This window comes from Mangrovicoccus ximenensis, assembly GCF_003056725.1.
GTDB classification, from domain to species: Bacteria; Pseudomonadota; Alphaproteobacteria; order Rhodobacterales; family Rhodobacteraceae; genus Mangrovicoccus; species Mangrovicoccus ximenensis.
This window is the reverse complement of sequence record NZ_QBKZ01000013.1, coordinates 120,563-145,294: the sequence shown is the minus strand read 5'-3', so window position 1 is coordinate 145,294 and position 24,732 is coordinate 120,563. Positions and strand designations below refer to the sequence as shown.

General features: G+C 68.4%; 21 protein-coding genes and 5 pseudogenes. 10 read left to right on the top strand and 16 right to left on the bottom strand.

The window, feature by feature from the left end; translation table 11 throughout:
* The 3 pseudogenes from C7T91_RS14105 to C7T91_RS35735 all read right to left on the bottom strand — a co-directional run.
* A pseudogene (locus C7T91_RS14105) lies at window positions 1–262 on the bottom strand (hypothetical protein); the annotation flags it as partial.
* A gap of 542 nt (window positions 263–804) precedes the next feature.
* A pseudogene (gene odhB, locus C7T91_RS14100) lies at window positions 805–1,575 on the bottom strand (2-oxoglutarate dehydrogenase complex dihydrolipoyllysine-residue succinyltransferase); the annotation flags it as partial.
* 67 nt (window positions 1,576–1,642) lie between these two features.
* Window positions 1,643–3,181, bottom strand: a pseudogene (locus C7T91_RS35735) (MFS transporter); the annotation flags it as partial.
* 61 nt (window positions 3,182–3,242) lie between these two features.
* Here C7T91_RS35735 and C7T91_RS14090 point away from each other — a divergent pair.
* From C7T91_RS14090 to C7T91_RS14080, 3 genes are read left to right on the top strand one after another with little or no spacing between them, the layout of a single operon-like run.
* Window positions 3,243–3,617, top strand: a complete 375-nt coding sequence (locus C7T91_RS14090) for a P-loop NTPase family protein (protein ID WP_108259800.1) — start codon at window positions 3,243–3,245, stop codon at window positions 3,615–3,617.
* Window positions 3,614–4,381 (top strand): 5-formyltetrahydrofolate cyclo-ligase, encoded by a 768-nt coding sequence (locus tag C7T91_RS14085; RefSeq protein ID WP_108259799.1) that lies wholly within the window; start codon window positions 3,614–3,616, stop codon window positions 4,379–4,381. The genes C7T91_RS14090 and C7T91_RS14085 overlap by 4 nt, the downstream gene beginning before the upstream one ends.
* Window positions 4,382–4,383: 2 nt before the next feature.
* Complete coding sequence (locus C7T91_RS14080; protein WP_161555899.1) at window positions 4,384–5,337, top strand: isopenicillin N synthase family dioxygenase; 954 nt, start codon at window positions 4,384–4,386, stop codon at window positions 5,335–5,337.
* Window positions 5,338–5,564: 227 nt separating this feature from the next.
* Here C7T91_RS14080 and C7T91_RS14075 read toward each other — a convergent pair whose 3' ends face one another.
* From C7T91_RS14075 to C7T91_RS39480, 5 genes and pseudogenes are all read right to left on the bottom strand, one after another.
* Entirely contained in the window at window positions 5,565–6,503 is a 939-nt protein-coding gene (locus C7T91_RS14075) for a ketopantoate reductase family protein (protein ID WP_108259797.1), read from the bottom strand.
* 601 nt (window positions 6,504–7,104) lie between these two features.
* Window positions 7,105–7,914: a hypothetical protein gene (locus C7T91_RS14070; protein WP_108259796.1), complete on the bottom strand. Its 810-nt coding sequence runs from the start codon at window positions 7,912–7,914 to the stop codon at window positions 7,105–7,107.
* A 429-nt stretch (window positions 7,915–8,343) separates the two neighbouring features.
* On the bottom strand, window positions 8,344–8,838 hold the full coding sequence (locus tag C7T91_RS35730; protein ID WP_236638232.1) for a BBE domain-containing protein: 495 nt from the start codon (window positions 8,836–8,838) through the stop codon (window positions 8,344–8,346).
* Complete coding sequence (locus tag C7T91_RS35725; RefSeq protein WP_236638231.1) at window positions 8,754–9,440, bottom strand: FAD-binding oxidoreductase; 687 nt, start codon at window positions 9,438–9,440, stop codon at window positions 8,754–8,756. The genes C7T91_RS35730 and C7T91_RS35725 overlap by 85 nt, the downstream gene beginning before the upstream one ends.
* 22 nt (window positions 9,441–9,462) lie before the next feature.
* Window positions 9,463–9,624, bottom strand: a pseudogene (locus tag C7T91_RS39480) (FAD-binding protein); the annotation flags it as partial.
* Between the two features lie 238 nt (window positions 9,625–9,862).
* Between C7T91_RS39480 and C7T91_RS14060 the strand changes: the two are divergent.
* Window positions 9,863–10,933, top strand: a complete 1,071-nt coding sequence (locus C7T91_RS14060) for a GlxA family transcriptional regulator (protein ID WP_108259795.1) — start codon at window positions 9,863–9,865, stop codon at window positions 10,931–10,933.
* Window positions 10,934–10,958: 25 nt separating this feature from the next.
* On the opposite strand, the gene C7T91_RS14055 is transcribed toward C7T91_RS14060, so the two are convergent.
* The gene (locus C7T91_RS14055) at window positions 10,959–11,915 is read right to left on the bottom strand and encodes a homocysteine S-methyltransferase family protein (RefSeq protein WP_108259794.1); all 957 of its coding nucleotides are present in this window, start codon (window positions 11,913–11,915) and stop codon (window positions 10,959–10,961) included.
* Between the two features lie 985 nt (window positions 11,916–12,900).
* Here C7T91_RS14055 and C7T91_RS14045 point away from each other — a divergent pair.
* Window positions 12,901–13,701, top strand: a complete 801-nt coding sequence (locus tag C7T91_RS14045; protein WP_108259792.1) for a hypothetical protein — start codon at window positions 12,901–12,903, stop codon at window positions 13,699–13,701.
* Between the two features lie 343 nt (window positions 13,702–14,044).
* A complete protein-coding gene (locus C7T91_RS14040) occupies window positions 14,045–14,842 on the top strand; it encodes an inositol monophosphatase family protein (RefSeq protein WP_108259791.1) in 798 nt (265 codons plus the stop codon).
* Window positions 14,843–15,007: 165 nt separating this feature from the next.
* On the opposite strand, the gene C7T91_RS14035 is transcribed toward C7T91_RS14040, so the two are convergent.
* Both C7T91_RS14035 and C7T91_RS14030 read right to left on the bottom strand, forming a co-directional pair.
* Window positions 15,008–15,370 carry a GFA family protein gene (locus C7T91_RS14035; protein ID WP_108259790.1) on the bottom strand — a complete coding sequence of 121 codons (363 nt, stop codon included), beginning with the start codon at window positions 15,368–15,370 and terminating at the stop codon, window positions 15,008–15,010.
* Complete coding sequence (locus C7T91_RS14030; RefSeq protein WP_108259789.1) at window positions 15,367–16,158, bottom strand: rhomboid family intramembrane serine protease; 792 nt, start codon at window positions 16,156–16,158, stop codon at window positions 15,367–15,369. Before C7T91_RS14030 ends, C7T91_RS14035 begins: the two co-directional genes overlap by 4 nt.
* 139 nt (window positions 16,159–16,297) lie before the next feature.
* Between C7T91_RS14030 and C7T91_RS14025 the strand changes: the two genes are divergently transcribed.
* Entirely contained in the window at window positions 16,298–16,801 is a 504-nt protein-coding gene (locus C7T91_RS14025) for a tetratricopeptide repeat protein (RefSeq protein ID WP_108259788.1), read from the top strand.
* A gap of 592 nt (window positions 16,802–17,393) precedes the next feature.
* Window positions 17,394–17,816, top strand: coding sequence for a substrate-binding domain-containing protein (locus C7T91_RS14020; protein ID WP_108259787.1), 423 nt, complete (start codon window positions 17,394–17,396; stop codon window positions 17,814–17,816).
* A 119-nt stretch (window positions 17,817–17,935) separates the two neighbouring features.
* Here the strand turns inward: C7T91_RS14020 and C7T91_RS14015 are convergent, their stop codons facing one another.
* From C7T91_RS14015 to tssM, 3 genes and pseudogenes are all read right to left on the bottom strand, one after another.
* Window positions 17,936–19,396 (bottom strand): hypothetical protein, encoded by a 1,461-nt coding sequence (locus tag C7T91_RS14015; RefSeq protein ID WP_108259786.1) that lies wholly within the window; start codon window positions 19,394–19,396, stop codon window positions 17,936–17,938.
* Between the two features lie 57 nt (window positions 19,397–19,453).
* Window positions 19,454–19,968: pseudogene (gene tagF, locus C7T91_RS14010) on the bottom strand (type VI secretion system-associated protein TagF).
* Window positions 19,968–22,169: a type VI secretion system membrane subunit TssM gene (tssM, locus tag C7T91_RS14005; protein ID WP_161555898.1), complete on the bottom strand. Its 2,202-nt coding sequence runs from the start codon at window positions 22,167–22,169 to the stop codon at window positions 19,968–19,970. Before tssM ends, tagF begins: the two are co-directional and overlap by 1 nt.
* A gap of 130 nt (window positions 22,170–22,299) precedes the next feature.
* Between tssM and gap the strand changes: the two genes are divergently transcribed.
* The gene (gap, locus tag C7T91_RS14000) at window positions 22,300–23,301 is read left to right on the top strand and encodes a type I glyceraldehyde-3-phosphate dehydrogenase (protein ID WP_108259810.1); all 1,002 of its coding nucleotides are present in this window, start codon (window positions 22,300–22,302) and stop codon (window positions 23,299–23,301) included.
* 279 nt (window positions 23,302–23,580) lie between these two features.
* Window positions 23,581–23,745: a DUF1127 domain-containing protein gene (locus C7T91_RS13995; protein ID WP_108259784.1), complete on the top strand. Its 165-nt coding sequence runs from the start codon at window positions 23,581–23,583 to the stop codon at window positions 23,743–23,745.
* Here the strand turns inward: C7T91_RS13995 and coaD are convergent.
* Entirely contained in the window at window positions 23,733–24,248 is a 516-nt protein-coding gene (gene coaD, locus C7T91_RS13990; RefSeq protein WP_108259783.1) for a pantetheine-phosphate adenylyltransferase, read from the bottom strand. The two genes, C7T91_RS13995 and coaD, sit on opposite strands and share 13 nt — an antisense overlap.
* 134 nt (window positions 24,249–24,382) lie before the next feature.
* Window positions 24,383–24,652, bottom strand: a complete 270-nt coding sequence (locus C7T91_RS13985) for an usg protein (protein WP_108259782.1) — start codon at window positions 24,650–24,652, stop codon at window positions 24,383–24,385.
* Between the last annotated feature and the right edge of the window lie 80 nt (window positions 24,653–24,732).

Genomic DNA, 24,732 nt, shown 5'->3' with positions numbered 1-24,732 from the left:
TCTGGGTCACGCCCTGCCAACCGACATGGGCACCGCCCAGCCAGTCGTCGGAGTCGTCATTGGCCGCGTCGCCATCGGCGTCGAGCCATGCGCCGCCGAACTGGCCACCGGCGTAGAAGCCGTCCCACAGGCTCGCGACCGGCGCGGCTGCGACCGGGGCGGGAGCGGGAGCGACGACCGGTTCTTCCAGCGCGCCGGCGAAGATCGGCGAAGCAGCCAGGCCAAGAGCCGAGGCGGCGGTGAGAGCATAAACTGCACGCATTTGAGAACTCCTTTGTTCTTCGGTGTGGCGGGCTTTTCCATCCGGACGGCCCACTTGCGTTCCGAGGACAGAAATATGCCTGCTGGCGGCGAATAAAACGGGAGCAGATCAAAAGGGAAGGGGCTGTTGCGTCCTTGCCATCCTGTTGTCACAACTGCGTGAAAAACGCGGGATGGGCGCATTTTCGCCAAACTGGAAAGGCTTTGGCAAGAGGTTGAATTTCATGTTTTTTGCAGGCAGGAATGCGCGGTTTTCCGGGGCTTTCCGTTCACGCGCATTTTGTTCCGCGAGAAACCATTCTTGACAGAAAAGACTCGGAAATCGGCCGATTTTTGCCGATCCGTTTGATCCATGTCATTGCGGAAATTCAGATCTGCAAAAACTGAATAGCCAGAATCATTCCCGAGATTTGGCGCATTCCAAACCAGAATCGTCGGTTTTCTCGGGATGTCATAGCTGGAAATGCACGCCGCAGTGCAGCAGCCGGGCAAAAAAACAGGCCCCCGGAGGGGCCTGTTTCGAAGCATCCGCGTTGCGGAGGATCAGAGATCCATCAGCAGGCGGCGCGGGTCTTCCATGGCTTCCTTGACGCGCACCAGGAAGGTCACGGCGCCCTTGCCGTCGACGATCCGGTGGTCGTAGCTCAGCGCCAGGTACATCATCGGGCGGATGACGATCTGGCCGTTCACCACGACGGGGCGGTCCTGGATCTTGTGCATGCCGAGGATGCCCGATTGCGGCGGGTTCAGGATCGGCGAGGACATCAGCGAGCCGTAGACGCCGCCGTTCGAGATGGTGAAGGTGCCGCCCTGCATTTCAGCCATGCTGAGCTTGCCGTCGCGGGCGCGCTTGCCCTTGTCGGCGATCGCCTTCTCGATCTCGGCGAAGGACATCTGGTCGGCGTCGCGGATGACCGGAACGACGAGGCCCTGAGGCGTGCCCGCGGCGATGCCCATGTGGACGTAGTTCTTGTAGACCACGTCGGTGCCGTCGATCTCGGCGTTGACTTCCGGCACTTCCTTCAGCGCGTGGACGCAGGCCTTGGTGAAGAACGACATGAAGCCGAGGCGGACGCCGTGCTTCTTCTCGAACAGGTCCTTGTACTGCTTGCGCAGTTCCATCGCCGCCGACATGTCCACCTCGTTGTAGGTGGTCAGCATCGCCGCGGTGTTCTGGCTGTCCTTCAGGCGGCGCGCGATGGTCTGGCGCAGCTTGGTCATCTTCACCCGCTCTTCGCGGGCGGCATCCTCGGCGGCCGACGGCGCGCGCGGGGCGGCCGGAGCCGACGGGGCCGCTGCAGGCGCGGTCATCGCGCTCGTAATGCACCCGCCCGTCCTCGGGGCCGCGATGCAGCGCCTTGAGCTTCTCGGCGATCTCGGCGCCGGCGACAGTGCGGCGGGCATGGTGGCGCTGGGTCTCGATCCAGGTCGGCGTCTTGAAGCGCTCGTGCCACAGCTCCGGGTCGACCAGGTCGCGGCTCAGCGTCCAGCGCCGCGCCCCGTCGCGGATCCGGCCGCGGCGCCGCTCGGCCATCAGCTCGAGGAAGGCCTCGGTATCCTGTTCGGCGATGCGGTACTCGATCGAGGTGATGATCGGCCCGCTCTTCGGCACCATGTCGAGCACCGGCTCGGGCTTCTTCCAGCGGGTATGCGGGTCGAGCGTGCTGGTGTCGAGCTGGCGCAGCGGCAAGAGCAGCCCGACCGCCGCCGCCAGCAGAAGCGCGCCGCCCGAGAAGACCAGCGCCTCGCCGGTGCCGACATGGCCGGCGATCTGGCCCCACATCCAGCCGCCGAGGGCGAAACCGCCGAAATTGCAGCTCTGGTAGATCGCCAGGCAGCGGCTGAGCACCCAGCGCGGCGAGCTGAGCTGGATCGTGGTGTTGAGGCTCGACAAGAGCACCGGCCAGGCGGCACCGGCGATCATCACCGCGAGGATGCTGAGCGGGAACCAGGTGCTGAAGCCCAGAAGCACCGCGCCCGCCGCATAGGCCAGCGTGCAGATCCGGACGTTCATCTCGAGCGAGACCATGGCGCGCAGCCGCGCCGCGCCGAGCGCGCCCATTATCGCGCCCACCCCGAAGCCGCCGAGCAGCAGGCCGTAGGTCAGCGGCCCGCCGCCGAGCTGGTCGCGCGCCACCAAGGGCATCAGCGCCATCACCGCGATGCCCGCCACGTTGAACAGGAAGCCGCGGGCGAAGACCGTCAAATGGATCGGCGACAGCCCGACATAGCGCAGCCCGCCCATGATCGCGCTGCCGATGTTCTCGGGCGGCAGGCGGTCGGGCTCCTCGGGGTTTTTCCAGTGCGAGGCCGAGACCAGCACGAAGAGGTTCGCCGCCGCATTGACCACGAAGGCCGAGAAGGCGCCGACCGCGGCGACGAGGATGCCGCCGAGCGCCGGGCCGACCGAGCGCGCCAGGTTGAAGCCGATCGAGTTCAGCGCCACTGCCGAGGGCAGATCGGATTTCGGCACCAGCTCGCTGACCATGGTCTGCCAGGCCGGGTTGTTCAGCGCCTTGCCGGTTCCGACGAGGAAGGTGAAAGCCAGCAATCCCCAGGGCGAGAGCATGTCGAAGAAGGCCGCCAGGGCGAGGAGCGCCGAGATCGCGCAGAGCATGCCCTGCGACACGATCACAGTGCGGCGGCGCCCGAACGTGTCGGCCACCGCCCCCGCGGGCAGCGAGAACAGCATCAGCGGCAGCGCGATCGAGGTCTGCACCAGCGCCACCATCTCGGGCGAGCCATGCATCGAGGTCATCAGCCAGGACGCGCCGACGGTCTGGATCAGCCAGCCGAAATTTGCAGCGAGACCGACCAGCCAGTAGCTGAGGAAGGCCCGGTGGCGGAACGGGGCGAAGGGGGACGTATCTTGCAGGGCTCGGACTCCGGACGTTACCGAAGTGATAGCGCAAAACCGCATTGGAACAAGCCCATGGGGGCGCGGCAGGTCAGCGCCGGTCGATCTTCGCCCAGATCGGAAGGTGGTCGGAGCCGCGCCGCGCCAGCGGCGACTGGTCGACCCCGGCCTCGAGGAGCCGCAGCCCGCGGCCGATGGCGAAGCGGTCGAGCGCGCTGACCGGGGCGGCGTGACCATGGCGCTGCGGCCCGAGGATCTGGCCTTGGGCACCAGCCCGTCCTGCCTGCCGGGGCGGCTCCGGCGCATCGAATTCCAGGGGGCCGACCAGCTGGCCCTGGCCGAGGCTTTCGGCCAGCCGCTGACCGTCCGTCTCGGCCGCGGCGAGACCGTGGCGGATCCGCAGATCCGCATCGCCCTGCCGGAGCGGCCCCTGCTCTACGACACGGCCACGGGCGATCCCGTGGCCATCGAACCGCTTGCAGAAGAGGAACAGCCATGAGCGAGCAGAGCGATCTCTGGGCGAAACGCAGCCCGGCAAAACAGGTCGTCCGCGACCGCATCTGGGCCGCGCTCGAAGATAGCGGCATCGCCGTCGGACCGGCCCGCAACACCATCCCGAACTTCGCGGGCGCCGACACGGCCGCCTTCCGCATGGTGCAGACCGATGCCTGGCAGGCCGCGAAAACCGTCAAGTGCAACCCTGACCCGCCGCAGATCCCGCTCAGGCTGCGCGCGCTCTACGAGGGCAAGGTGCTCTACTGCCCGGTCCCGGCGCTGACCCGCGACTTCCCCTATCTGGAGATCGATCCGGCGGAGCTGGAGAAGAAGGGCATCAGTTTCGAGCTGGCCGCGACCTCGGAAGGCTACATGCAGCACGGCCGCCGCATCGGATTCGAAGACGTGCCGCAGCTCGATTTCTGCATCGTCGGCTCGGTGGCGGTGACCCGCTCGGGCGGGCGGATCGGCAAGGGCGCAGGCTTCGCCGACCTGGAGACCGGCATCTTCCGGGAGCTCGGCACCATCCGCCCGGAAACGCCGATGGTCACGCTGGTGCATTCCACGCAGGTGGTCGAAGAGGACCAGATGACGATGATGGCGCATGACAGCCCCCTCGACATGTTCGCCACCGAGGCCGAGCTGGTCGTCACCGGCAACGCCGCGCCGCGCCCCAGGGGCGTCGACTGGGACCAGGTCCAGCCCGACCAGTTCCGCGACATCCCCTTCCTCGCGGCACTGCGCGACCGCATGGGCGCGGGAGCATGACGATGGCAAAGACAGCGCTCCCCGTCATCGACGTCTCGGGGCTCGCCTCCCCGGACACCGCCGCGCGCAAGGCGGTCGCCGGCGAGATCGGCCGCGCCTGCGTCGAACATGGCTTCTTCTACGTCTCGGGCCACGGCATCCCCGAAGAGGTGATCCAGGGCGCGGTCGGTGCGGCGCGCCGCTTCTTCGCGCAGCCGCTGGAAAAACGGCTCGAGATCCGCGCGGGCGCCACCAACCGCGGCTACACGCCCCTGCGGGAATCCGAGCACGAGGACGGCAAGCCCGATGTCAACGAGGGCTTCGAGCTGGGCTTTCCCGTGCCGCCGGACGACCCGGATTACGGCGGCTCGAACCCGGTGCGCGCGCCGAACCGCTGGCCTGACCTCGAGGGATTCCGCGAGCCGGTGGAGGCGCATTACTTCGCCGTCTTCGAGCTGGGCATGCAGCTCCTGCGCGGCTTCGCGCTGCATTTCGGCCTGCCCGAGGACTACTTCTCCGGCACCTTCTCCCGGCCCGTCGCGGACATGCGGCTGGCGCATTATCCGCCGCAGGACGGCGAGGGGGTGGAGTTCGGCACCTTCGACCATACCGACCATGGCGTCATCACCATCCTGTGGCAGGACGGAAATGGCGGGCTCGAGGTCGAAAGTGCCTCGGGCGGCTGGATCCCGGCCCCGCCGGTGCCCGGCACCTTCGTGGTCAATATCGGGGACCTGCTGTCGCATTGGACCAACGGCCGGTTCCGCTCGACGCTGCACCGGGTGATCAACCGCCCCGGCATCGACCGCTATTCGATCCCGTTCTTCTTCAATCCGGACTTCGACACGGACGTGAACCCGGCCGAGATCCCCGGCATCGCCGAAGGCGCGCCGGTCCTGCCGCCGGTCGTGTCCGGCCCCTATCTGATCGGCTGCTTCTCGGACTACCGCCAGTCCTGGAAAGAGGAGGCCGTCTGAAGCCCGCGCCCGAGGCAGAGGTCCGGTTTCCGTCACCTCCGGCCCCCGGCGCCTGCCATGTCCCGGACCGTCCGGCATCAAGCAGCGATCTCTGCGGCAGGGGCGGGTCCCGCCTGACCGGCCCTCGGCATCTGCTGCCCGGGCCGCGAAGCATCCGGCGGATCGAGGCGTTTTCGCCTCTGGCGCCGCTGACGCGCCTTCGGAGTCCGCAACCGAAGATGCCGCGGTCAGGGACTGCCCTCGGGCCGGCCGTTGGCGTAAGGCGCGAGCACGGCATATGCGAATTGGTGCGATGGGGTGGCAATGCCCAGCTCGCGGCCCCGGCGGATGACCTCGCCGGAAAGCCATTCGAGCTCGATGCGCCGCCCGCGCAGCAAGTCGCCGAGCATCGAGGCATGCAGATGCGGCGGAAGCCCCATCAGCATGTCGAAGGCGCTCTGCCCGGCATCCCCGGGCACGGTCCCATGCGATGCGCGGGCGACCGAAGCGGTTTCGCCGATCAGGGATTTCAGCAGCGCCCGCGTGACCTCCGTCTCGCGGATGGCGCCGATGTTCAGCCGCGTCGCCGCCGTTATCGCGGCATAGGAGGACAGCGGAATGAACTTCTTCCAGAGCGACTGCCAGATATCGTCCGACAGCGTCGCCGGCACGCCGCTCTGCGCGAAGGCCGCCAGCATCCGGGCGCCGAGTTCCGACGATCCGCCTTCGTACGGGCCGAACGTGATGCCGCCAAGTTCGGCTTCGGCGGGCGTTCTGATGACGCCGGGCTCCTTGATCTCCGCGGGCATCATCACGACCCCGGGAAGGACCCGCTGCGCCCCGAACGCCGCGGCCAGATGCGGCTGCGCCCACACGCCGTTCTGCACGGTGAGAATGGCCGTGCCAGGCCCGACCAGACCCGCCATTGCCGCCGCCGATGCCGCGACGTCGTAATTCTTGACCGCGAAGAAGATCAGATCGGCTGGGGTAAGATGCGCGATCTCCGAGGTCGCATCGACATGCTCGAGGCAAAAGTCTCCGGAAGAGCTTTCCACGCGCAGGCCGTGCCGCTGCAGTGCCTCCAGATGCGCCCCCCGCGCAATGAAGGTCACGTCATGCCCGCCTTGCTGAAGTCGGGCACCGAAAAAACATCCCAAAGCGCCTGCGCCATAAATGATCGCCTTCACGGAGCCACCTCCTCCGACGAAACACGGGAAATTCCTTCGAGCCTATTCGGCGGGTGCTCCGCATTCAATTGGTTTCGGTTTTGATCGCACGCAGCCAAGCTTCGCTCCGGGGATCGGCCGCTCTCGCCGCAGGAGCGCTTGCGGCCGCCCCTTGCGCTCTTCCCGGCGGTGCGCAGGGGCCGGCGGCCGTGCAATCGCAGCGCCGGTACGCCAGCTCGCAGGGGGTACCGTTCCGGGGGCGAAACCCCGCTGGTGGGCCAGTCGTCGCGCAGATGGCCGCTGAACACCCCGTTGACAGCGGGCTGCCGTGGCTGGCCCGGGCCCGTGCAATGCAAGGGCCCCCGTTCTCACCGGCCCGCTTCTGGATAGCCCGGTTCCGTCGCCGATGCCGCTCGGCCCGGCCCTTGATCGGGCCGATGATCTGTGCGCCGGGAAACGGCTCTTGCCCACCCCTTTGAACAGTCATGGCTGAGCAGGCGCTGCATCGGGCTGATGGCCCTCTGGGAGGCCAGCCAAGAGGCATATCGGTTTCTTCCGGCCGGAGAGGATGGCAGCCCCACGGACGTTCTGTCCAGAGATATTGCCCGAGGGCTCGGCCGGGTCATGCCGGGCGCCGCGCCTCCGGCGCCTGCATCAGGCCCGGCAGCTCGCTCCGGAAGAAAACGCAGATCAGCACGGTCGCGACGAACAGCTGGGCGGCGAACTGGAAGACAGGCAGGAAGTCCGGGCCGATCGACACCAGCGAGATCAGCAGCGTCCCCCGCGCCAGCGACAGGAGCGCGATGTAGAGCAGGCAGACCGCAACCGCCCCGCCGCGGAACGTTTCTGCAAAGGCCCGGAAATAGAGGTACATCGCGCAGGACGGCAGAATGTAGGTGGCATAGGCGGCCATCAGGATGAGCATGCCGTAGGCTTCCGACCTGATGGCATCTTCTGCACGCGGCGGGTCCGCGAACTGCATCAGGACCTGCTCCAGCGCTGGCCGGACCTCCCCGAAGGCGAAGAGGAACAGCGTTGCAATCACCCCGCCGATGGCGAAAGTTCCGCATTTCCGGAGGCGGTCCCCGGCGCGCTCGGCCAAGGCGACCGTGACCAGGACCATGGCGGAGAAGACAAATGTCTTGGCATAGATGGCGGCTTGCGGCAGGAACGCGAACGCCCAGGCCCCGGTGACGATCCCTTGCATGACAGGCACGCGGAGGAGCTCCTCGTAGAAGGCTGCGGTGCAGAAGAACAGCGTGGCAAGCTTTGTCCAGCCGCCTCTTTCCCCGAGGCCCAGAACAAGGATGACCGATATCGCGCAGAGCGCTGCATGCCGCGTCAGGGCGATCAGCGCGGCGAGCAGCGGGGGCAAGCCGGTCGCGGGATAGGGCAGGTGAAAGACCTGCTGGGCGATGACGTGAACGCTCAATCCCGCCGAGCCTGCGACTGCAACAAGGATGAGGGTCCGTGCCGGAAACTGTGGCGGCATGCTGATCCGTTTCTATAAATTCGAATGAAAATCATCCATTTCCTATGTGCCATTGGGCCGGGCTGTCAATCCGGGCTCCCTTTGGCCAGCTCCGGTTGCCGCGCCGCCGATGCGGCCATATCCGGCACAGTCGCAGCCATCGTGCCGCATCGGCGGCAAACGCCCGGGCCTTCCGTCCGGCATGCCGCCCTGCGGCAGGGCTGCACGTCCGGTTCCATCCCGTGCCGGGCGAGGAACTGCGGCAGTGCCGGGCAATCCTGCCGCGTTCCCCGGACAGCCGATGCCCGGCATTCAGGCCATGCGTGCGGCTGCCTGTCCGGACCGACATCCGGATGCTCCGGACCGGGCAGGGCGGCGGGGGCCACCTACTCAGCTGGCGGGCAGGATGTTCTGGTTGAAGCGGAACATGTTGCCGGCGTCGTATGCCGCCTTCACCCGCGCCAGCCGGTCGTCGCCTGCGCCGAAGGCGGTGCGGGTCAGCGCGGCGTCCTCGCCATGGCCGGGAAAGTTGAGATACGCCCGGCCTGCACGGCCGAAGCGTTCCGCTGCTGCCCAGGCGTCGCGCGCCCAGTCGATGTTGGCCGCGTCCTCCGCCGGATCTTCCCAGACCCCGTCCACGGAATACATCCAGCCCATCGACCGGTCGCCGGAGGCCGTTTCCCCGGCGGGCACGTCGCGCACTGCACGGCCCATGTTCCAGAGCGAGGAAATCGTCGCGGGCGACGGTGCGGACCAGGCATTCCCGATGGCCAAGTCGATCATCGCATCGGGCAGCTCGGTCAGGTAGCGCGCTTTCCAGTAGCAGCGCCTCGTGCCGAAGGGCGTCCGCGCATCGAACAGCCGCTGCACCTCGGCATAGGGCATGCGGCCCGGGAAATCCGTGACCAGCGTGCCCAGCTCCTGCAGCGGCCGGGCGAGCTCCGCCGCCGCCGCCTGACCCGGGACCACGCCGACCAGCGCGAAGACCTTGCGGCCCCAGAACTCCCGCGGGAATTCCTCGTCCGCGGCACGGTGGAAAACTCGCAGATCATCGCCAGCTCTTCGTCGTTCCGGCTGACGTGGTCCCGCCAGGCGCGGATCGGGCCGGGGCCGTCGTCGAGCGCATAGACGGGCGCGATGAACTGCACCTCGGGGCCGACGGGATGCAGCGCGAACTCGAACCGCACGACCACGCCGAAATTGCCGCCGCCCTCCAGCGCCCAGAGCAGCTCGGGATCGCCGTCGGGCCCGGCGCGGACCAGGGACCCGTCTGCGGTCACCACGTCGGCGGCCACGAGATTGTCGATGCTCAGCCCGTGCCGCCCCCTCAGATAGCCGAAGCCTCCCGAAAGCGTCAGCCCGGCCACCCCGGTTTCCGAGATCGGCCCGCCCGGCGTTGCCAGGCCGAAGACCTGCCCCTCGCGGTCCATTTCGGCCCAGGTGGCGCCCTCCCTCGGCCACGGCGATGCGGCGCTCCGGATCGACATGGACCGCGCGCATCTCCGAAAGGTCGATCATCCCCCCGTTGTCGCAGACTGCGTGCCCGGCGACGTTGTGTCCTCCGCCGCGGATCGCGACCGGCAGGGACCTTTGCTGCGCGAACTGCACGGCCCGGATCACGTCGGCGGTGCCGCGGCAGCGGGCGATCAGCCCCGGCCGCCGGTCGATCATCGCATTCCAGACACGGCGCGCGCCGCCGTAGCCCCCGCCGTGCGCAGTCAGGAGCTGGCCGGCGAAATCGGCCCTGAGCTCTTCGATCGATGCGAGTTGCACGTCCATGGTCGGCTCTCCCCGGCTTGAGATACCGTTCGAGTATCTGCCGGGAGCTTTTGTTGCGGCAGTGGCAAAAGCGACGGCCCCGTGCCAGAATTGACACCGGATCGGGGCGGAAACGGCAGAGGGGACGGAAATGCCAGATACGACGGCTCCGCCGGGCCGGCGCCCGGTGATCCTGCTTCTGGCCGCGCCTGCGACCTCGGCCATGGTGCTCTACGGCCTCTACGACGTGCTGACGACCGTGGGCGCGGCATTCCCGGAAATGGTCAAAGGCACCCCTGGAAACGAGATTCTCGATGTCCGGATCGTCTCGGCCGACGGGCAGCCCTTCGCCTGCGCCGGCGGCATCCCGGTGCAGCCGCACGGCGCCATCTCGGCCTTCGGCACGGACACGGACCTGCCCGATGCCGTCATCGTCTGCGACCGCTATGTTCTGGTGACCGACGACCCGACCGGGCGCAACCCGGAGGAATGCGGCTGGCTGCGCGGCATGCATGCGGCCGGAGTGCTCTTGTCCTCGGTCTGTTCCGGCGCGCTGGTGCTGGCCGAAGCCGGCGTGCTGGACGGGCGCGCCGCGACCGCCCACTGGGCCTATCGCGACCTGTTCCGCCGCCACTACCCCGCGGTGGAGTTCCTCGAAAGCGCGGCTTTGTGCCTGAACGCGGCAGAAGACGGCATCGTCACCGCCGGGGCGGTGAGCGCCTGGCAGGATCTGGCCTTCTTCCTGATCGCCCGGTTCTGCGGCTACCGCCACGCGGTGGACACCGCCAAGATCTTCCTGCTGGCGGATCACGTAGAGGGACAATCGCCCTATGCGGTGATGACCCGCCCGATGGAAGTCCGCGACGCGCTGGTGGCCGATTGCCAGTCGTGGATCGCCGGCTGCTACGAGATCGCCAGCCCGGTGGAACGGATGACCGAACGCTCCGGCCTGGGCAGCCGCACCTTCGCGCGCCGGTTCCGCGCGGCCACCGGCTACACGCCGATGGACTATGTCCAGGCTCTGCGCGTCGAGGAGGCCAAGCAGGAATTGGAGCGCACGCAGACCCCGGTGGAGGAGATCGCCGCCGCGGTGGGATACGGCGATGCGGCCTCCTTCCGCCGGGTGTTCAAGAAACGTGTCGGCCTCACTCCTGCGGCCTACCGGCGGAAATTCCGCAACATCGCCGCCATCGCCGCCGCCCCGGCCGGAACCCGGCGCTAGGCTGTCCGGCGCTCCGCCGCGGCCGTCAGGCGCCTGCGCGCCGCGCCGCGCGCACGGCCTTCACGTTCTGCACGATCCGGGCCAGATGGCGGTGGTCGGTGCCGCAGCAGCCGCCCCAGATGTCCATTTGCGGGAAACGCTGCGCAACCTGGCCCATCTGAACGCCCAGCTCGTCCGGATCGCCGTCCTCCAGGTGCCCCAGCTTGCAAAGCGCAATCTTGTCCATTGCCGCCGCATTCGGCCGGATGCAGCGCAGCCGGTCGAGCCATGGCCCCGGGCTCAGCGCCGGAGCGAATTCCGCGGGGTGCGAACAGTTGACGGCATGCCAGGCGACCCCGCCGGGAACGGCGGCATCGACCCGCGTCACGGCTTCTTCCAGCGAGGGGCCCGAGTTCAGCCGGCCTGCGCTGTTCAGGCTCCAGGACACCGCGAATGGCACCCGGAGCGCCTGCGCCGCCCGGGCCATGCCGATCACTTCGGGAATGTTGTTCTGGGTCGCCGCCCAGACCAGGTCCACTTTGCCGCGCACGGTCCCGATCTGGGTGGCGTGGTAGTCCTCGGCCTCGGTCTCGGTAATTGCGCCGCCAGTGCCGTAGGCGTCGCCGCGCGGCCCGAGACCCTCGTTGATGCGGAAGTCCGGCACCTGATCGCCATAGGCGCGGCGCAGCTCCTCCAGGAACGCAATTCCCGCCAGCGTGGCCTCGTGCAGGCCCTCCGGAGATAGGCCCAGCTTCGCGCCCCAGTCCGGACTGGCGCGATAGCCGACCCAGCCCAGCAGGAGCCCGGTGCCCTCTGCGGCGGCCACCTCGCAGACGCGCTCGTAGATGCCCCGGAACACCGCCCGCTTGGCCGGATCGGAGAGGATCGCGAAGGCGGCGAAACAGGGCAGATCGATGCCGTGGAGGTAGAGCAGTTCGGTCTCGAACCCGCCCTCCGTCAGGTAGATCAGATCGTCTTTGGCTGCAGGAAAGGCAAAGGTCATCGGGTCCTCCGGAGTATCGAAGGGAGGTGCCCTGCCTCGGGACGCGGCCCTGCCCGAGGATGGACGTCTCCCGCATCGGAAACCGGCGCGGGGGCCGGACTGGCGGGACGTCTGCCGCGCGGACGCCTGCCATGCCCCGAGTATTCCTGCATCCGCGCTGCCGCGACAGAGGCAAATGGACGTGAAGCGCGCCGAATATGACACGCCGGGCCCGCATCTTGCGCCTTTGGCGGCCTTGCGGCCCTAGCGGGTCCGCCCGCTGGCGTGCCCATGGCCCGGAACCATGCCCTCGGGCGCAACCTTGCGCAGAGGAGAGCGACAGCCGCCGGGATCGCTCCCCTCCCTTTGCGCTGGCCATGCGTTGTCCCGCTCCATCCCCATGCCGGCGGACGGAAATCCCGCCCGGCTGCCTGGCAAGGACATGACGCGAGGTTGCGCTGCCGCGGCCCACAAGGCCGAGCCCTGTTGAAGCTCCGTGACTGTCCGCCATCCCGGTACGGATGCATGCTTTGGTACTGTGCCGCTGTGCAGGAGTTCCGCGGCCTGCGCTTTGCGCTTCGCGGCGATCCGCCCCGCCGCAGGCGGCAGCACCTGCAGGTGCGTCCCTGCCTCGGGCCATGCCGGGGCGTCTCCGGGAAAAGATCGGGATGCCGGCGGGCGAGCGGAGCCGAGCTTGGTCGCCGGTGCCCCGTCGGCACGGGCCCATGGCCGGCAGTCCCCGGGTGAATACGGATGTCTTCCGCGCAATTGGCGGCGGCGCGACGCCGAGCCGGCGCAGCAGCGGCAGCCGCTCCATCGCGCCGGGCAGCAGCGCCACGACCTGGTCCGCGCGCCCGGCCGCGTTCAGCACCATCCCCGAGATCTGGTCCTCCCGCGCCTGCCAGTCATAATCCGTCCGCACCACCGAGCCGGCGAAATAGACGTTGCGCAGCCGCATCGCCGGACAGATCTCCAGCGCCCGCGCGGCGAGGAACGTGCCGTTGGAATGGCCGACGAAGCTGATCTCGGCCTCGCTGAACAGCGCGCGGATCTCGGCATAGCGGTCGAGCAGCCATCCCGCCTGGCGCTCGCGCGTCCAGGGACGGATGAAGTCGAGCATCGAGAAGAACCCGTAGCTCGGCGTCGGCGCGCGCAGGAACAGCGGTCCGACGGCCTCGTCCGCGGCCTTTGCCTGTTGCTTGATGATCTTGGCGACCCGCTTGGTCCAGAACCCCTCGTCGCGGATGCCGTGCAGGATGATGACCGCATGGCGGACCTGTCCGGCGCCGCCCTCGACATCGATCAGCCCGGGCCGGTCGAGCGGGTCGAAATAGTCGTTGATGTCATCCGGCGCGATGGCGAAATCCGGGTCCGCGGCCAAGAGGCCGGGATCGCCGTCCAGCGCCAGGCCGATCCGGCGGCGGCGCGCCTCGCGATAGGCGCGGTGCTGCGGGGTTTCGTCCTTGGGCGGATCGATGCCGATCATGTCGCCATGCGAGGTGCCCGAGAGCTCGGCGAAGATGCTGCGGGCATGGCCGCCCTGTTCGATGCAGTCGCCCGGCGAGATGAACTCGTCCCGCGTGCCCAGAAGCACGATCTCCGCGGGGCAGGGGGCAAGCCCGCCGCCGCACTGCCGCCGACGTTCGATGTCGAGCAGCCGGCTGAGGCTGATGAAGGGCGCCTCGCGGCGGAGCTGCCACAGGAGCGGCGCCCGCCCGTGCACGAGGCGGCACCAGACCCGCAGGCCGGCCGATGTGACCCTGGCAAGGGCCCGCCCCCATGGATGCCGAGCCCGGCCCGGAGTTAGCCCCCTGTGCCGCCGCCCCCTGACTTTCCCGAGCCGCCAAGTCCGCCCCGAAGGAACAGGCGCCACCGCCCTGTCCGCAGGCCCATCTCCGGAAACGCAGGCCCCGGGCGGTCCCGGGGCAACAGGCAAAGGCGGCGCCCCGCCAATCTCGGTGCCCTGCTCCCGAACGGCGGACGCCTCCCGCCATGAAAAGCGCGCTGCACGGTTTCCGCTGGAAGCCGCCGCCCCGCAATCCGTCCCGCCGCCCCCTGACAGCTTCGCCGGCATGGATCCCGAGGCGGAGGCTTGCCCCCTGCGCCCCGAGCGTGTAGGTCGCTGGCCTGATTCCCAGGAGATGTTAGAGATGCAGGGCAGCGCCAACCTCAATATCATGATCAAGGCTGCGCGCCGGGCCGGGCGCTCGCTTGTGAAGGACTTCCGCGAAGTGGAAAACCTCCAGGTGTCCTCCAAGGGCGCCGGCGACTTCGTGTCGAAAGCCGACATCGCCGCCGAGGAAATCCTCAAGCAGGAGCTGATGGAAGCCCGGCCGAACTACGGCTGGCTCGGCGAGGAGACCGGCGAGACTCCCGGCACCGACCCGACGCGGCGCTGGATCGTCGACCCGCTCGACGGCACCACCAACTTCCTGCACGGCATGCCGCATTGGGCGATCTCGATCGCGCTGGAGCACAAGGGCGAGATCGTCGCCGGCGTGGTCTTCGACGCCGCCAAGGACGAGATGTTCATGGCCGAAAAAGGGGCCGGCGCCTGGATGAACAACCAGCGCCTGCGGGTCTCGGACCGGTCGCGGATGATCGAGTCGGTCTTCGCCACCGGCATTCCCTTCGGCACCCAGCCCTATCTGCCGGCCGCGCTTCAGGACCTCGCGCGGCTGATGCCGCAGGTCGCGGGCGTGCGCCGCTGGGGCGCCGCGGCGCTCGACCTCGCCTATGTGGCGGCAGGCCGCTATGACGGCTACTGGGAACGCGGCCTCAACCCGTGGGACATGGCCGCGGGCATCATCCTCGTGAAAGAGGCCGGCGGCTTCGTCGAGCCGATCCTGCCCGGCGCCGACCTGATGGGCCGCGGCGGCCTGATCTGCGGCAACGGCGAAATCTTCGACACCTTCTCGAAGACGATCCGCGAGCGCGCCGACGCCTGAGACCGCGTTCCGCGGCAGCCCGGCTGATCCGCGGAACCGGTTCCGCAACCGCGACGCCCGGGGGCCGGTGCCCCGGGGCTGCGGACCCCTCCTCCATCCATCGCACCATTCCGGCGCACCGCGCCGCGGCCGAAGCCTTGCGCGCAATGCCGGCGACTGGCGGCGTTACCGGTCGGACGGGTGGTTCACCCCGTCGATCCACGGGATCTCGCCAAGTTCCGAGGGGTTCACGCCCTCGAGTATCCCGAGGTTGATCCCGAATTGGTTCGGGTCGGACCGCCGCCGGTGATGGGTGTAGATCCCGCAGACCGAACAGAACCAGTGCTGCGCAACGCCCGTCCCCCAAGTGTAGAGCGTCAGCGCGTCGGCACCCTTCACGACCGTCACGCCGCCGAGCGGCGCCGAGACCATGGCCGCGCCGCGGCGGCGGCAGAAGCTGCAATCGCAGCGCCGCGCGCTGCGCAGCCCGTCCGACAGCTCCACCTCCAGTTCAACCGCGCCGCAATGGCAGCTTGCCTTGTGTGTCATCGTCTTGGCCGTCCTTTCGCCGCCGGGACCCGGGTCAGGCTGCGCGGCTTGGCGCGCACCGCCGGAATGCCCGTGCGTACCACGCGATAGGTCGCTTCGGCATGCGGCGGTCGGCCTCCGGCCCGGCTCCAGAAGCGCGGACCGCCGCGGGCGAGGAAGACCGGCAGGATCAGCAGCGCGCCGATCGCGAAGCCCCCGGCATGGGCCCAGTAGGCGACTCCGCCAGTGCCCTGCACGGCCGACAGCCCGTTGAAGAGCTGCAGCGTGAACCAGAAGCCGAGCACGCCCCAGGCCGGGATCGGGATGATCCGGAAAATGATGACGATGATGAAGAGCACGTCGATCCGTGCCTTGGGAAAAAGCAGCAGGTAGCCGCCCATCACCCCGGCGATCGCCCCCGAGGCCCCGACCAGCGGCACCCCGGATACCGGATCGGCCGCCACCTGCGCCAGAGCGGCGGCGACGCCGCAGGCCAGGTAGAAGGCCAGATAGCCCAGATGCCCCAGCTGGTCCTCCAGGTTGTCGCCGAAGACATGCAGGAACAGCATGTTGCCGATGATGTGCATCCATCCGGCATGCAGGAACATCGAGGTGGCGAGCGTGTAGAGCGCGTCTCCGTGCAGGATCCGCGCCGGAACCACCGCCCAGAGGTCATAGGCGGCAAGGAGCGCCCGCGGGGTCTGCTCCAGCGGCAGCATGGCGAGGAAGACCGCCAGGTTGGCCGCGATCAGCGCATAGTTGACGACGGGCAGCCGTCCGGGCGGGTTGTGATCGCGGATCGGGAACATGCCGCAGAAGTGGGCGCGCCGCGCCCGCCGGTCAACGCCGGGCGGATTTTTTCAGCCGGGCGCGCCCGGAAACCAAAGTTGATCTGCCCGAGTGTAACGGTTTCTTGACAGGCGCCCCGCAGTATCGCCGACTGTGACCATGCGACATTTCATCATCCCCCTTCTCCTTTGCAGCGCGGCCCAGGGCGTTCACGCCGCGCAGACCGATCCGGTCCCCAGCTGTCCGCCGCCGATGGAATTTGCCGAACGCAAGGCCGACCTCCTGGCCGAGCTGCAGCAGACGCGGAGCCGGGCCGACGGGCTCTACCTGACCCGCCACCTGGTGGAGATCTTCGCCACCGCCCCGAACCGCGAGGCGCAGAAGCTGCTGGAACAGGGCATGTCCCGCCGCCAGGCCGAGGATGCCGGGGCCGCGCAGGCGGCGCTCGACGAACTCGTGTCCTACTGCCCCGATTTCGCCGAGGGCTACCACCAGCGCGCGCTGCTGCGGCAGGAGGAAGGCGACCTGGAAAGCGCGCTGGCCGATCTCGACCGGGCGCTGGAGGCGGCGCCGGACCATCTGGCCGCAATGGCCCGCCGGGTCCAGGTTCTGTCCGAGCTGGGCCGCGGCGACGAGGCCGAGGCGATGCGCGGTGCTCCGTGATCCGCGCGGACAGGCCGTCGGCTTGCCCCAGGCAGAGTTGCGACTTGGTCCGGACCGGGGCGGGCAGGCTCTCCGGGGCGCCCCCCGTCTCCGGCGGAGGGCGCAGCCCGGCGGCAGCCTGCGACGATCCCGAAGTCCAGCAGATGTCCCCGCAGGCTGTTGATCGCCTGGGGCCGCTGCCCGGCCCGCATGCCCCGCAGCCCGAAGATCCTGCCGAGGCCCTGCCGTCCCGGCGGCTTGATTTCGACCAAACGGATTCTGCGACTTCGAACGCCCCCGGATCGTTCAATCCGCTGGCGCGGACCTGCTTGGACTCGAACGACAGGCCGCTTCGGCAATCGCCGCGGCATCGGCCATGTCGTTCCGCGGCAGAGCTGCCGCGGGGATGGGTCCGGAATCCGGGCTCGGCATCTCTTGCCGCACGGAGCGCTGCTGCCGGGGTCCTGCAACAGGCCGTCCAGCTCTGCACCGAACGGCTCCCGGCTTGGGCGGAGCGCGATCGGCGCGCCTTCATGAGCCGGGCTGCGGCAGGCCGAAACCGGAGCGCTTGCATCGGAGGCGCAGCGACGGCGTCCGTCTGCCCGGAGGCTGAATTGCCCGGCATCGCCCCGCCAGCCCGCTGGCACGACGCCGCCGAAACCGGTCCGTGGCGCCGCGGCAGGACAGCTCGGGCACGGCCGGGCTTCTCGAGGACCTCGCCGCCGAGGCCGGGCTCGATCTGGGCACGGTGACCTTCGCCCCGGCCGAGCGGACCGAGGACGAGGCCGTGCAGAGCGTGCGGCGAGGCGAGGCGGACGTGACCTTCGGGCTCGAATCCGTCGCCCGCACCTGCGCGCTGCCCTTCGTCCCGCTGATCGAGGAACGCTTCGACCTGCTGGTCGACCGCAAGGCTTGGTTCGAGCCGCCGATGCAGGCGTTGTTCGCCTTCTGCCGCTCGGAGGCCTTCCGCCAGCGCGCGACCAGCCTCGGCGGCTATGACGTCTCGGGCTTCGGCGAAGTGGTCTGGAACGCCTGATCCGGCCGGACGGGGCGAGGCGCCGCCCGCACGCACTCCGGACCGCACGCCGCGCGGGCCGGCATGCACCACTGCCGTCATGCCGTTCCGTCCGGCTGGTCCGACCCTCTCCGCACCCCTTAGAGGCGCGGTGTCCGATGCCCGCGACAATCCGCGGGCCGACCGCCTCCGGACGCGTTTCCGCAACGCCGCCGGGGACAACGCAATTGCCGGAAGCCACGGCGCATGGCTGGGCGCCAAGTCTCCGGAGCCGCCAAGCCGGGGATCGCGTCAGGCGGGCGTGCGTAGAGCGCCTGTTCGGTCAGCCGGAAATATTCGCCCGTTGCCTCGACAAGCACGCCCGCCGAACCGTCATTGCAGGTGAAGAAGCGCGGATCGGGGCGTCCCCCGGCCAGCTCCGCCAGAGACGTGGCAGCGCCATCCGGGTCCACGAGGTTCAGCTGGACCACATCGGCATCGACCGCGTCCGGCCCCTCCGCCGTTCCGAAGAGCACGCCCGAGGCCAGATCCCCGGAGACCAGGGTCAGCGCGCCGCCGAAGGATGTCTCGGAGACCACCGGACCGCTGGCCGCAACGAACTGGAATGCATCGATCCGGCCGTACTGGGCATGCGGCTGGATGAAGCCCGCCTCGCCGATCGGCGCGGCCCCGGTGGCGGGAGGCTGCGTTCCCGATATGCCCGCGATGCCGTTGTCGTCGCCGCCGACATGGAAGGTGCCTTCGCGCGCCAGCCCGTCCTCCGCCACGCCCCAGCCGAAATTCCCGATCTCGGACATGTCGAGGATGCGGTCGAGCGCGACCACGTTGACCTCTTCGGCGGTGACCCCGCCGGTATCCGCGAGCAGGAGGCAATCGGTCCCTTCGATCCCGGCGATCTCCAGGTGCTGCACGTTGCGCAGGCCCTTGGCCGCGACCTCGGCATCGCCGGTCTCCGGGTCGATGAGGAAGAGCTTGGACGGCAGCTCCCCGTCGCGCTGCGCGCCGAAGCGCCCGTTCTGGCCGAAAGGCAGGTTGTCGCCCGTCGCCCAGAGGATCCAGCCGTCCGGCAGGACCGCCATCCCGGCTCCGCGATGGCCGGTGAAGGAGGACTGCACCTCGAAGGCGGTCACCGGCGTGCCGTTCGACAGCTTGTTGCCCTGGAAATCGAACTCGCAGATGGCCTGGCACTTGATGCCCACGGCCTTCGGAATGAAATCGGGAAAGCCCGACAGGTCGTCCTCGGAAAGCCGATAGAGATCGTCCACGGTCCGGGTCCCCAGATCCGGGCGGAACGCCTCCACCGGAACCTCGCCCGGCTGCATGAACTCCGGCAGGCGGTGCAGCGAGAAAATGTCCTCGGCGGCGGTGCCCGCCACATTCGGCAGGGTGTCGCTGGTGAAGGCGACATAGACCTTGTTGCCCGCCCCGCCCGCCCTGTTGGCGATGCCTTCGCAATCCGCCACCGCCAGGCCGTCGGGCAGGTCGGTGGCGATGTCGAAGACCGGAACCGGCGCGCCCTTGCCGTCGTCATTCGACCGGCAGATCCGGCCGCCGATGCTGTCGATGCTGTCGATGCCGAATATCGAGCCCTTGTAGGCCACCGGGCTCCGGAAATTGGCGGCGAAGCCATTCGCCCGGCATCGCGCCGACCCGTTCGATCACCAAGGTGATGTCCGAGGGCAGGACCGGGCCGGGTTCCAGCACGGCCTCTGCGGCGGCAGCCTCTGGGGGCGCCTCATCCGGCGCTTCGGCGAGGGCGGCAAGGACAGGCTCCGGACCGTCCTCTCCAAGTTCCGGGACGGAGCATAACGAACGCAGACGGTGGTGGCCTCGAACGTCGCCGCCGATCCCAGATGCAGCGCGGGCAGCAGCCCCTGCGGACAGTCGGCCGCCGCCGCCAGGGTCAGCGGGAACTGCCGCCCGACCCGGTCGACCGAGGGCATCAGCACGCCGGTCACCGCCTCCGGTCCCGCCATGCCGCCCGGCAGGGTGAAGCGCCAGATCGGCGCCGACAGTAGCAGCCGGTCCAGCGCTCTCCGAGCAGGCCGCGCGCTTCGGTCATCGCGGCCTGCAGCCAGCCGTCCCAGGGCCTGGCGAAGCCCGGGGCGATGCCCAGCCGCAGGAAATCGCCGAGCGACGGGATCTTGCCGTAGGCCCCGAACCCCGCCGCCATCAGAAGCTCTGCGGGCAGGCGAACCGGCCGAGGCTCGGCAGGGTGAATGGATTGGCCAGCGACCCGGCCTGGATCTCGAAGATCGCGATCCGCCCGCCGACATTGAAGGTCACCCGCGTCCGGTCCGCCGCATTGGTGCCGCGCAGCGCCGCCGCGTCGAGGATGCGGAACAGCGCCCAGGGCCCGGTCTGGGCGATGTCGTTGACCGAGTTGCGCTTCGGCCGTTCCAGCACCACCTGGCTGAGGCCGACGCTGCCCGGCCAGGTGATCGCCGCCGGACGCGGGCTGTCGCCCTGGCGGAAAGCGACCGTCTGGCCGTCGATCTCCCAGACCACCTGCCGTGCCTCGGGGTCGAGCGCCTGCGGGTTCACCTGGAAGCGGATCTGCGGCAGCTGCCCGCCGGCGAAGAACGCCTCGCGGATCGCGGCGGCATGCTGCATCTCGACCAAGACGTTCTGCGAAATGCCCAGATCTTCGCCGTTGACGGTCTTCCAGCTCCAGGGATTGGTCGAGGTGTCGACGAACTGCGCCAAGGTCTGGCTGAAGAACCCGTCGATCAGCCCGCCCGGCCCGAAGAGCCGCCCGAAATCCTGCAAGGGCACGTCGGTGCGCGAGCCGCGCTTGAACGGATAGGTGTTGCCGGTGACCTGCAGGCAGGCGGGCAGCACCTCGGCCTGCCATTTCGCCGAGATCGCCGCGCGGGTGCCCCCTGCCGCGACACCGCTCGAGCCGACCGCGATCTGCGCCGCCCAGCGTTTCATCGGCCCTTCCAGCCGCCCGGCGGCGGCGCGGAAATTGGTCAGCGCCACGCTGCCCGAACTCAGGTCGGTGACGCCGCCCGCGATGCTCATCCGGTTCAGGTCGTCATAGACCGCGCCGAGCAGAGAGATCATCCCGTCCAGATCCGAGGGCTGGCCGTTCTGGCTGGCGACCAGCTTGTGCAGCCAGGCGAATTCCTGCTGCACGTAGCTGCCCGGCGGCGGCGGCAGCCCGTCGGGCCCCGGCGGCCGGGTCTTCTGCACCTCTTCGAGGAACACCCGGCTGTTGGTGCCGAGCCGGAATGACGCCTGCCGCCCGGCAACCGCCCCGGCCGCGTTCAGCACGCCTCCCGCCGCGGCGGGGATCTCGGGCGCTGTCTCGGGCGGGGCTTCGGCCAGCCGGGTCTCGGCATCGACCGCAGTCAGGATATTGGCGATCGGCGAGGACGGGCCGGACAGGATCTGCGTGACCTCGACGGCGCGCGACAGGTTCTCGATCGGGATGATGTCGACATCGGCCAGAAGCTGGTCATAGGCCAGCTTGTAGTCGTTGAAATACTGGTCGAGCACGTCGCGGCTGAGCGCGATCAGCGCGCGCTCGCTCTGCTGCTCTTCCGCGCTCGCGCCCAGCACCCAGCTTTCGGCCTGCACCCGCGCGGCCACGTTCACCGCCTCGCCGAGGAAAAATTCGTAGAAGCCGCGGCGGGTGAAAATCCCCGGCACGCCCGCATTCAGCGGCTTGCCCGAAGGACGGATCATCGCGCTGGCAATCTTCGGCCCGCCGATCTCGGTCAGGCGGAATTCCGGCAGGGCCTGCGCTTCCTCGCTGGCGAGGATGCCGCCATAGACCCGTTCCGCCAGCGGCATCGCCGTCAGAACGTCCTGCACCTGGCCGACGAGGTCGCTGTTCAGCTCGATCCGGTCCATCGGCTGCGCCAGCAGCGCCGCCAGATGGCGGTTCAGCGCGGCACGCTCGGCCTCGAAGGAGGCGCCGGGGAATCCCGTCGCCCAGTCCTGCGCCAGCCAGGCGGCGACATAGTCGCGGTCCATCGGCCCGAGCTGGCCGAGCATCAGATAGGTCTTGAGCGCGTCATAGAGGAAATCCGGGTTGTTGATCGAGCGGCCCATCTGCTCTTCGAGGCCCAGAAGGATGCGCGGCAGGAAATGCTGGTTCAGCGCCGCGCGGTAGGCGAGCTTGGCCTGGTTGCCGATCACGTAGCCCTGGTAGAGCCCCCAGCCGAGCCCCGCGGGCACCGGCTGGTCCGTCTCCTGCCCGGGGAAGCCCGCGGCGATCTCCAGCGCGGGCAGCACGGTGATCACGTCGCTGTCGCCGACCGGGCCGGGCGGGATCCCTGCCCCGGTGCAGCCCGCCTGCATCGCCGCCTCGACCGCCTGCTGCCGCGCCCCGCAGGCGGAAAGCCTGAGCGCAGGCGGGCGCGGCACCGCCGCCGCGCCCGGCCTCCCGCAAGCGTGACGATTTGGACCTGTTAGCGCAATCATCTTGCTGTTGACGGCAGCGTGGGAAATGTTAGGGCTAACGCAACCCTGCACGCTGCTGAAAGGGAGGCAGATCATGGCCATTCAGGTCGCAATCAACGGTTTTGGCCGCATCGGCCGCAACGTCCTCCGCGCGGTCATGGAAAGCGGCCGCTCGGATATCGAAGTCGTCGCGATCAACGATCTCGGTCCGGTGGAAACCAACGCCCATCTGTTCCGCTATGACAGCGTCCACGGACGCTACAATGGCGAGGTGACGACCGGCGAGGACTGGATCGATGTCGGCCAGGGCAAGATCAAGGTGACCGCCGAGCGCGATCCCGCGAAACTGCCCTGGAGCCATGTCGATATCGCGATGGAATGCACCGGCATCTTCACGGCGCGCGAGAAGGCCGCGCTGCATCTGGAGAACGGCTCGTCCCGCGTCCTGGTCTCGGCCCCTGCCTCGGGCGCCGACAACACCGTCGTCTTCGGCGTGAACCACGGCACGATCACTGCCGACCAGAAAGTCATCTCCAACGGCTCCTGCACGACCAACTGCCTGGCGCCGGTGACCAAGGTGCTGCACGAGGCGATCGGCATCACCCGCGGCTTCATGACGACGATCCACAGCTATACCGGCGACCAGCCGACGCTGGACACGATGCACAAGGATCTCTACCGCGCCCGCGCGGCGGCGATGAACATGATCCCGACCTCGACCGGCGCCGCCCGCGCCATCGGCCTGGTGATGCCCGATCTGGCCGGCAAGCTCGACGGCGTCGCGATCCGCGTGCCGACCCCGAACGTGTCCTGCGTCGACCTGACCTTCGAAGCCGCGCGCGACACCACCGCCGAAGAGATCAACGCGCTGGTGAAGGCCGCCGCCGAAGGCCCGCTGAAGGGCGTGCTCGGCTATGCCGCCGGTCCGATGGTGTCGATGGACTTCAACCACGACCCGCATTCCTCGACCTTCGCGGCCGAGCAGACCAAGGTGCTCGACGGCAACATGGTCCGCATCCTGAGCTGGTACGACAACGAATGGGGCTTCTCGAACCGCATGGTCGATACCGCAGCGGAAATCGGCAAGACGCTCTGACAATCAGCGCGTGACGATACGGAAAACCGCGCAGCCGCCGCTGCGCGGTTTTTCCGTTTCCGGTCAAGGCACAACCTCAGGGAAGGTTGCGGGCGCAGAATTCCGGCCATGCAGCCAGCGCAACACCGCGCCGCAACCCTCTGCACCTATGAACGAATTTTTCATTCTGCGTTGCAGCACACGCATGCCGGGACTGCCGCTTTGGCGGTTTTGCGCGTTAGCGCCATCACCTATCTAGGCTTCAACAGACGTACACATACATATCCGACGAGGCCGAAAATGACGAAGATCGTGAACACCTGGAAAAGCCGTTTCGCTCAGCGCGAGCGCTTCCGCCGCACGCTGAACGAACTGAACATGCTCTCCGACCGCGAAGCTGCCGATCTGGGCCTGGCGCGCGCCGATTTCCGCCGCATCGCCCACGAGTCGGTCTACGGTTTCTGAGACGACCGGCGCTCGGCCATCCGGGCCACGAGCGCCTCGCGCACGGCAGGGGTGACGAATTTCGACACGTCCCCCTCGAGCCGGGCGATTTCCTTGACCAGCTTCGACGCGATGGCCTGATGCTGCGCCTCCGCCATCAGGAAGACCGTCTCGACATCCTGGCTGAGCGTGCGGTTCATCGCGACCATCTGGAATTCGTATTCGAAATCCGCCACCGCGCGCAGGCCGCGGATGATCACGCTGGCGCCGACATCCTGCGCGCAGTGGATCAGCAGGTTCTCGAAGGGATGGACGGTGATCTTGCAGTCCGTCCCCGCCGCCAGCATCTCCTTCTCCGCCTCGATCATCGCGACGCGCTCTTCGAGCGAAAACAGCGGCCCCTTGTCGCGGTTGATCGCCACGCCGATCACCAGATGGTCGACCAGCTTGCAGCCGCGCTTGATGATGTCCACGTGCCCCATCGTCAGCGGGTCGAACGTGCCCGGATAAAGTCCAGTTCTCATTTGGGCGGCCCCTCGTCGCCAAGTCTTCGGCCCGCAGACCATCTCAAATTGAGCCGGACTTCAAGCTGAATGCCATGGCCCGCGCAATTTTCTTGCGCAGACGCAAAGCGCTTGCCACCCTGCCTGTCCGGGGCTCAGTGGTAGTTGAATTCTCCGACGACGTTGCGCCATTCCCCGGGCGCGATCATCTTGCGGTGGGTGAAGCGGACCGAATGCAGCGGACCCTCGATCTCGTCCTGCCAGAACTCGATGAACTTGAAAAGGCGCGGGTAATCCGGCGCCAGATCGTATTCCTGCCAGACGAAGGTGTTCAGGACATTCCTGTAGTCGGGCATCCGGTAGAACACCTCCGCGGTGGTCAGCCCGTAGCCCTTCAGCATTAGTTCCGTTTCGCGTGTTGCCATTCTCGACCTCTTGCCATACACGGCTCCCATGCTGCGGCAGAACGGTTAAACGTCAACAAAAACAAATTGTTAGCACTCCA

Bases quoted from the DNA above. Each gene is read 5' to 3' on its own strand.
- C7T91_RS14055 (WP_108259794.1), bottom strand. From the start codon at position 11,915: ATGACCTTTGCCTTTCCTGCAGCCAAAGACGATCTGATCTACCTGACG.
- C7T91_RS14045 (WP_108259792.1), top strand. From the start codon at position 12,901: ATGGCCGACGAAGCTGATCTCGGCCTCGCTGAACAGCGCGCGGATCTC.
- C7T91_RS14085 (WP_108259799.1), top strand. From the start codon at position 3,614: ATGAGCGAGCAGAGCGATCTCTGGGCGAAACGCAGCCCGGCAAAACAG.
- C7T91_RS35725 (WP_236638231.1), bottom strand. From the start codon at position 9,440: ATGTCGATCCGGAGCGCCGCATCGCCGTGGCCGAGGGAGGGCGCCACC.
- C7T91_RS14035 (WP_108259790.1), bottom strand. From the start codon at position 15,370: ATGACACACAAGGCAAGCTGCCATTGCGGCGCGGTTGAACTGGAGGTG.
- C7T91_RS14040 (WP_108259791.1), top strand. From the start codon at position 14,045: ATGCAGGGCAGCGCCAACCTCAATATCATGATCAAGGCTGCGCGCCGG.
- C7T91_RS13995 (WP_108259784.1), top strand. From the start codon at position 23,581: ATGACGAAGATCGTGAACACCTGGAAAAGCCGTTTCGCTCAGCGCGAG.
- coaD (WP_108259783.1), bottom strand. From the start codon at position 24,248: ATGAGAACTGGACTTTATCCGGGCACGTTCGACCCGCTGACGATGGGG.
- C7T91_RS14030 (WP_108259789.1), bottom strand. From the start codon at position 16,158: ATGTTCCCGATCCGCGATCACAACCCGCCCGGACGGCTGCCCGTCGTC.
- C7T91_RS14060 (WP_108259795.1), top strand. From the start codon at position 9,863: ATGCCAGATACGACGGCTCCGCCGGGCCGGCGCCCGGTGATCCTGCTT.
- C7T91_RS13985 (WP_108259782.1), bottom strand. From the start codon at position 24,652: ATGGCAACACGCGAAACGGAACTAATGCTGAAGGGCTACGGGCTGACC.
- gap (WP_108259810.1), top strand. From the start codon at position 22,300: ATGGCCATTCAGGTCGCAATCAACGGTTTTGGCCGCATCGGCCGCAAC.
- C7T91_RS35730 (WP_236638232.1), bottom strand. From the start codon at position 8,838: ATGCCCTATGCCGAGGTGCAGCGGCTGTTCGATGCGCGGACGCCCTTC.
- C7T91_RS14025 (WP_108259788.1), top strand. From the start codon at position 16,298: ATGCGACATTTCATCATCCCCCTTCTCCTTTGCAGCGCGGCCCAGGGC.
- C7T91_RS14080 (WP_161555899.1), top strand. From the start codon at position 4,384: ATGGCAAAGACAGCGCTCCCCGTCATCGACGTCTCGGGGCTCGCCTCC.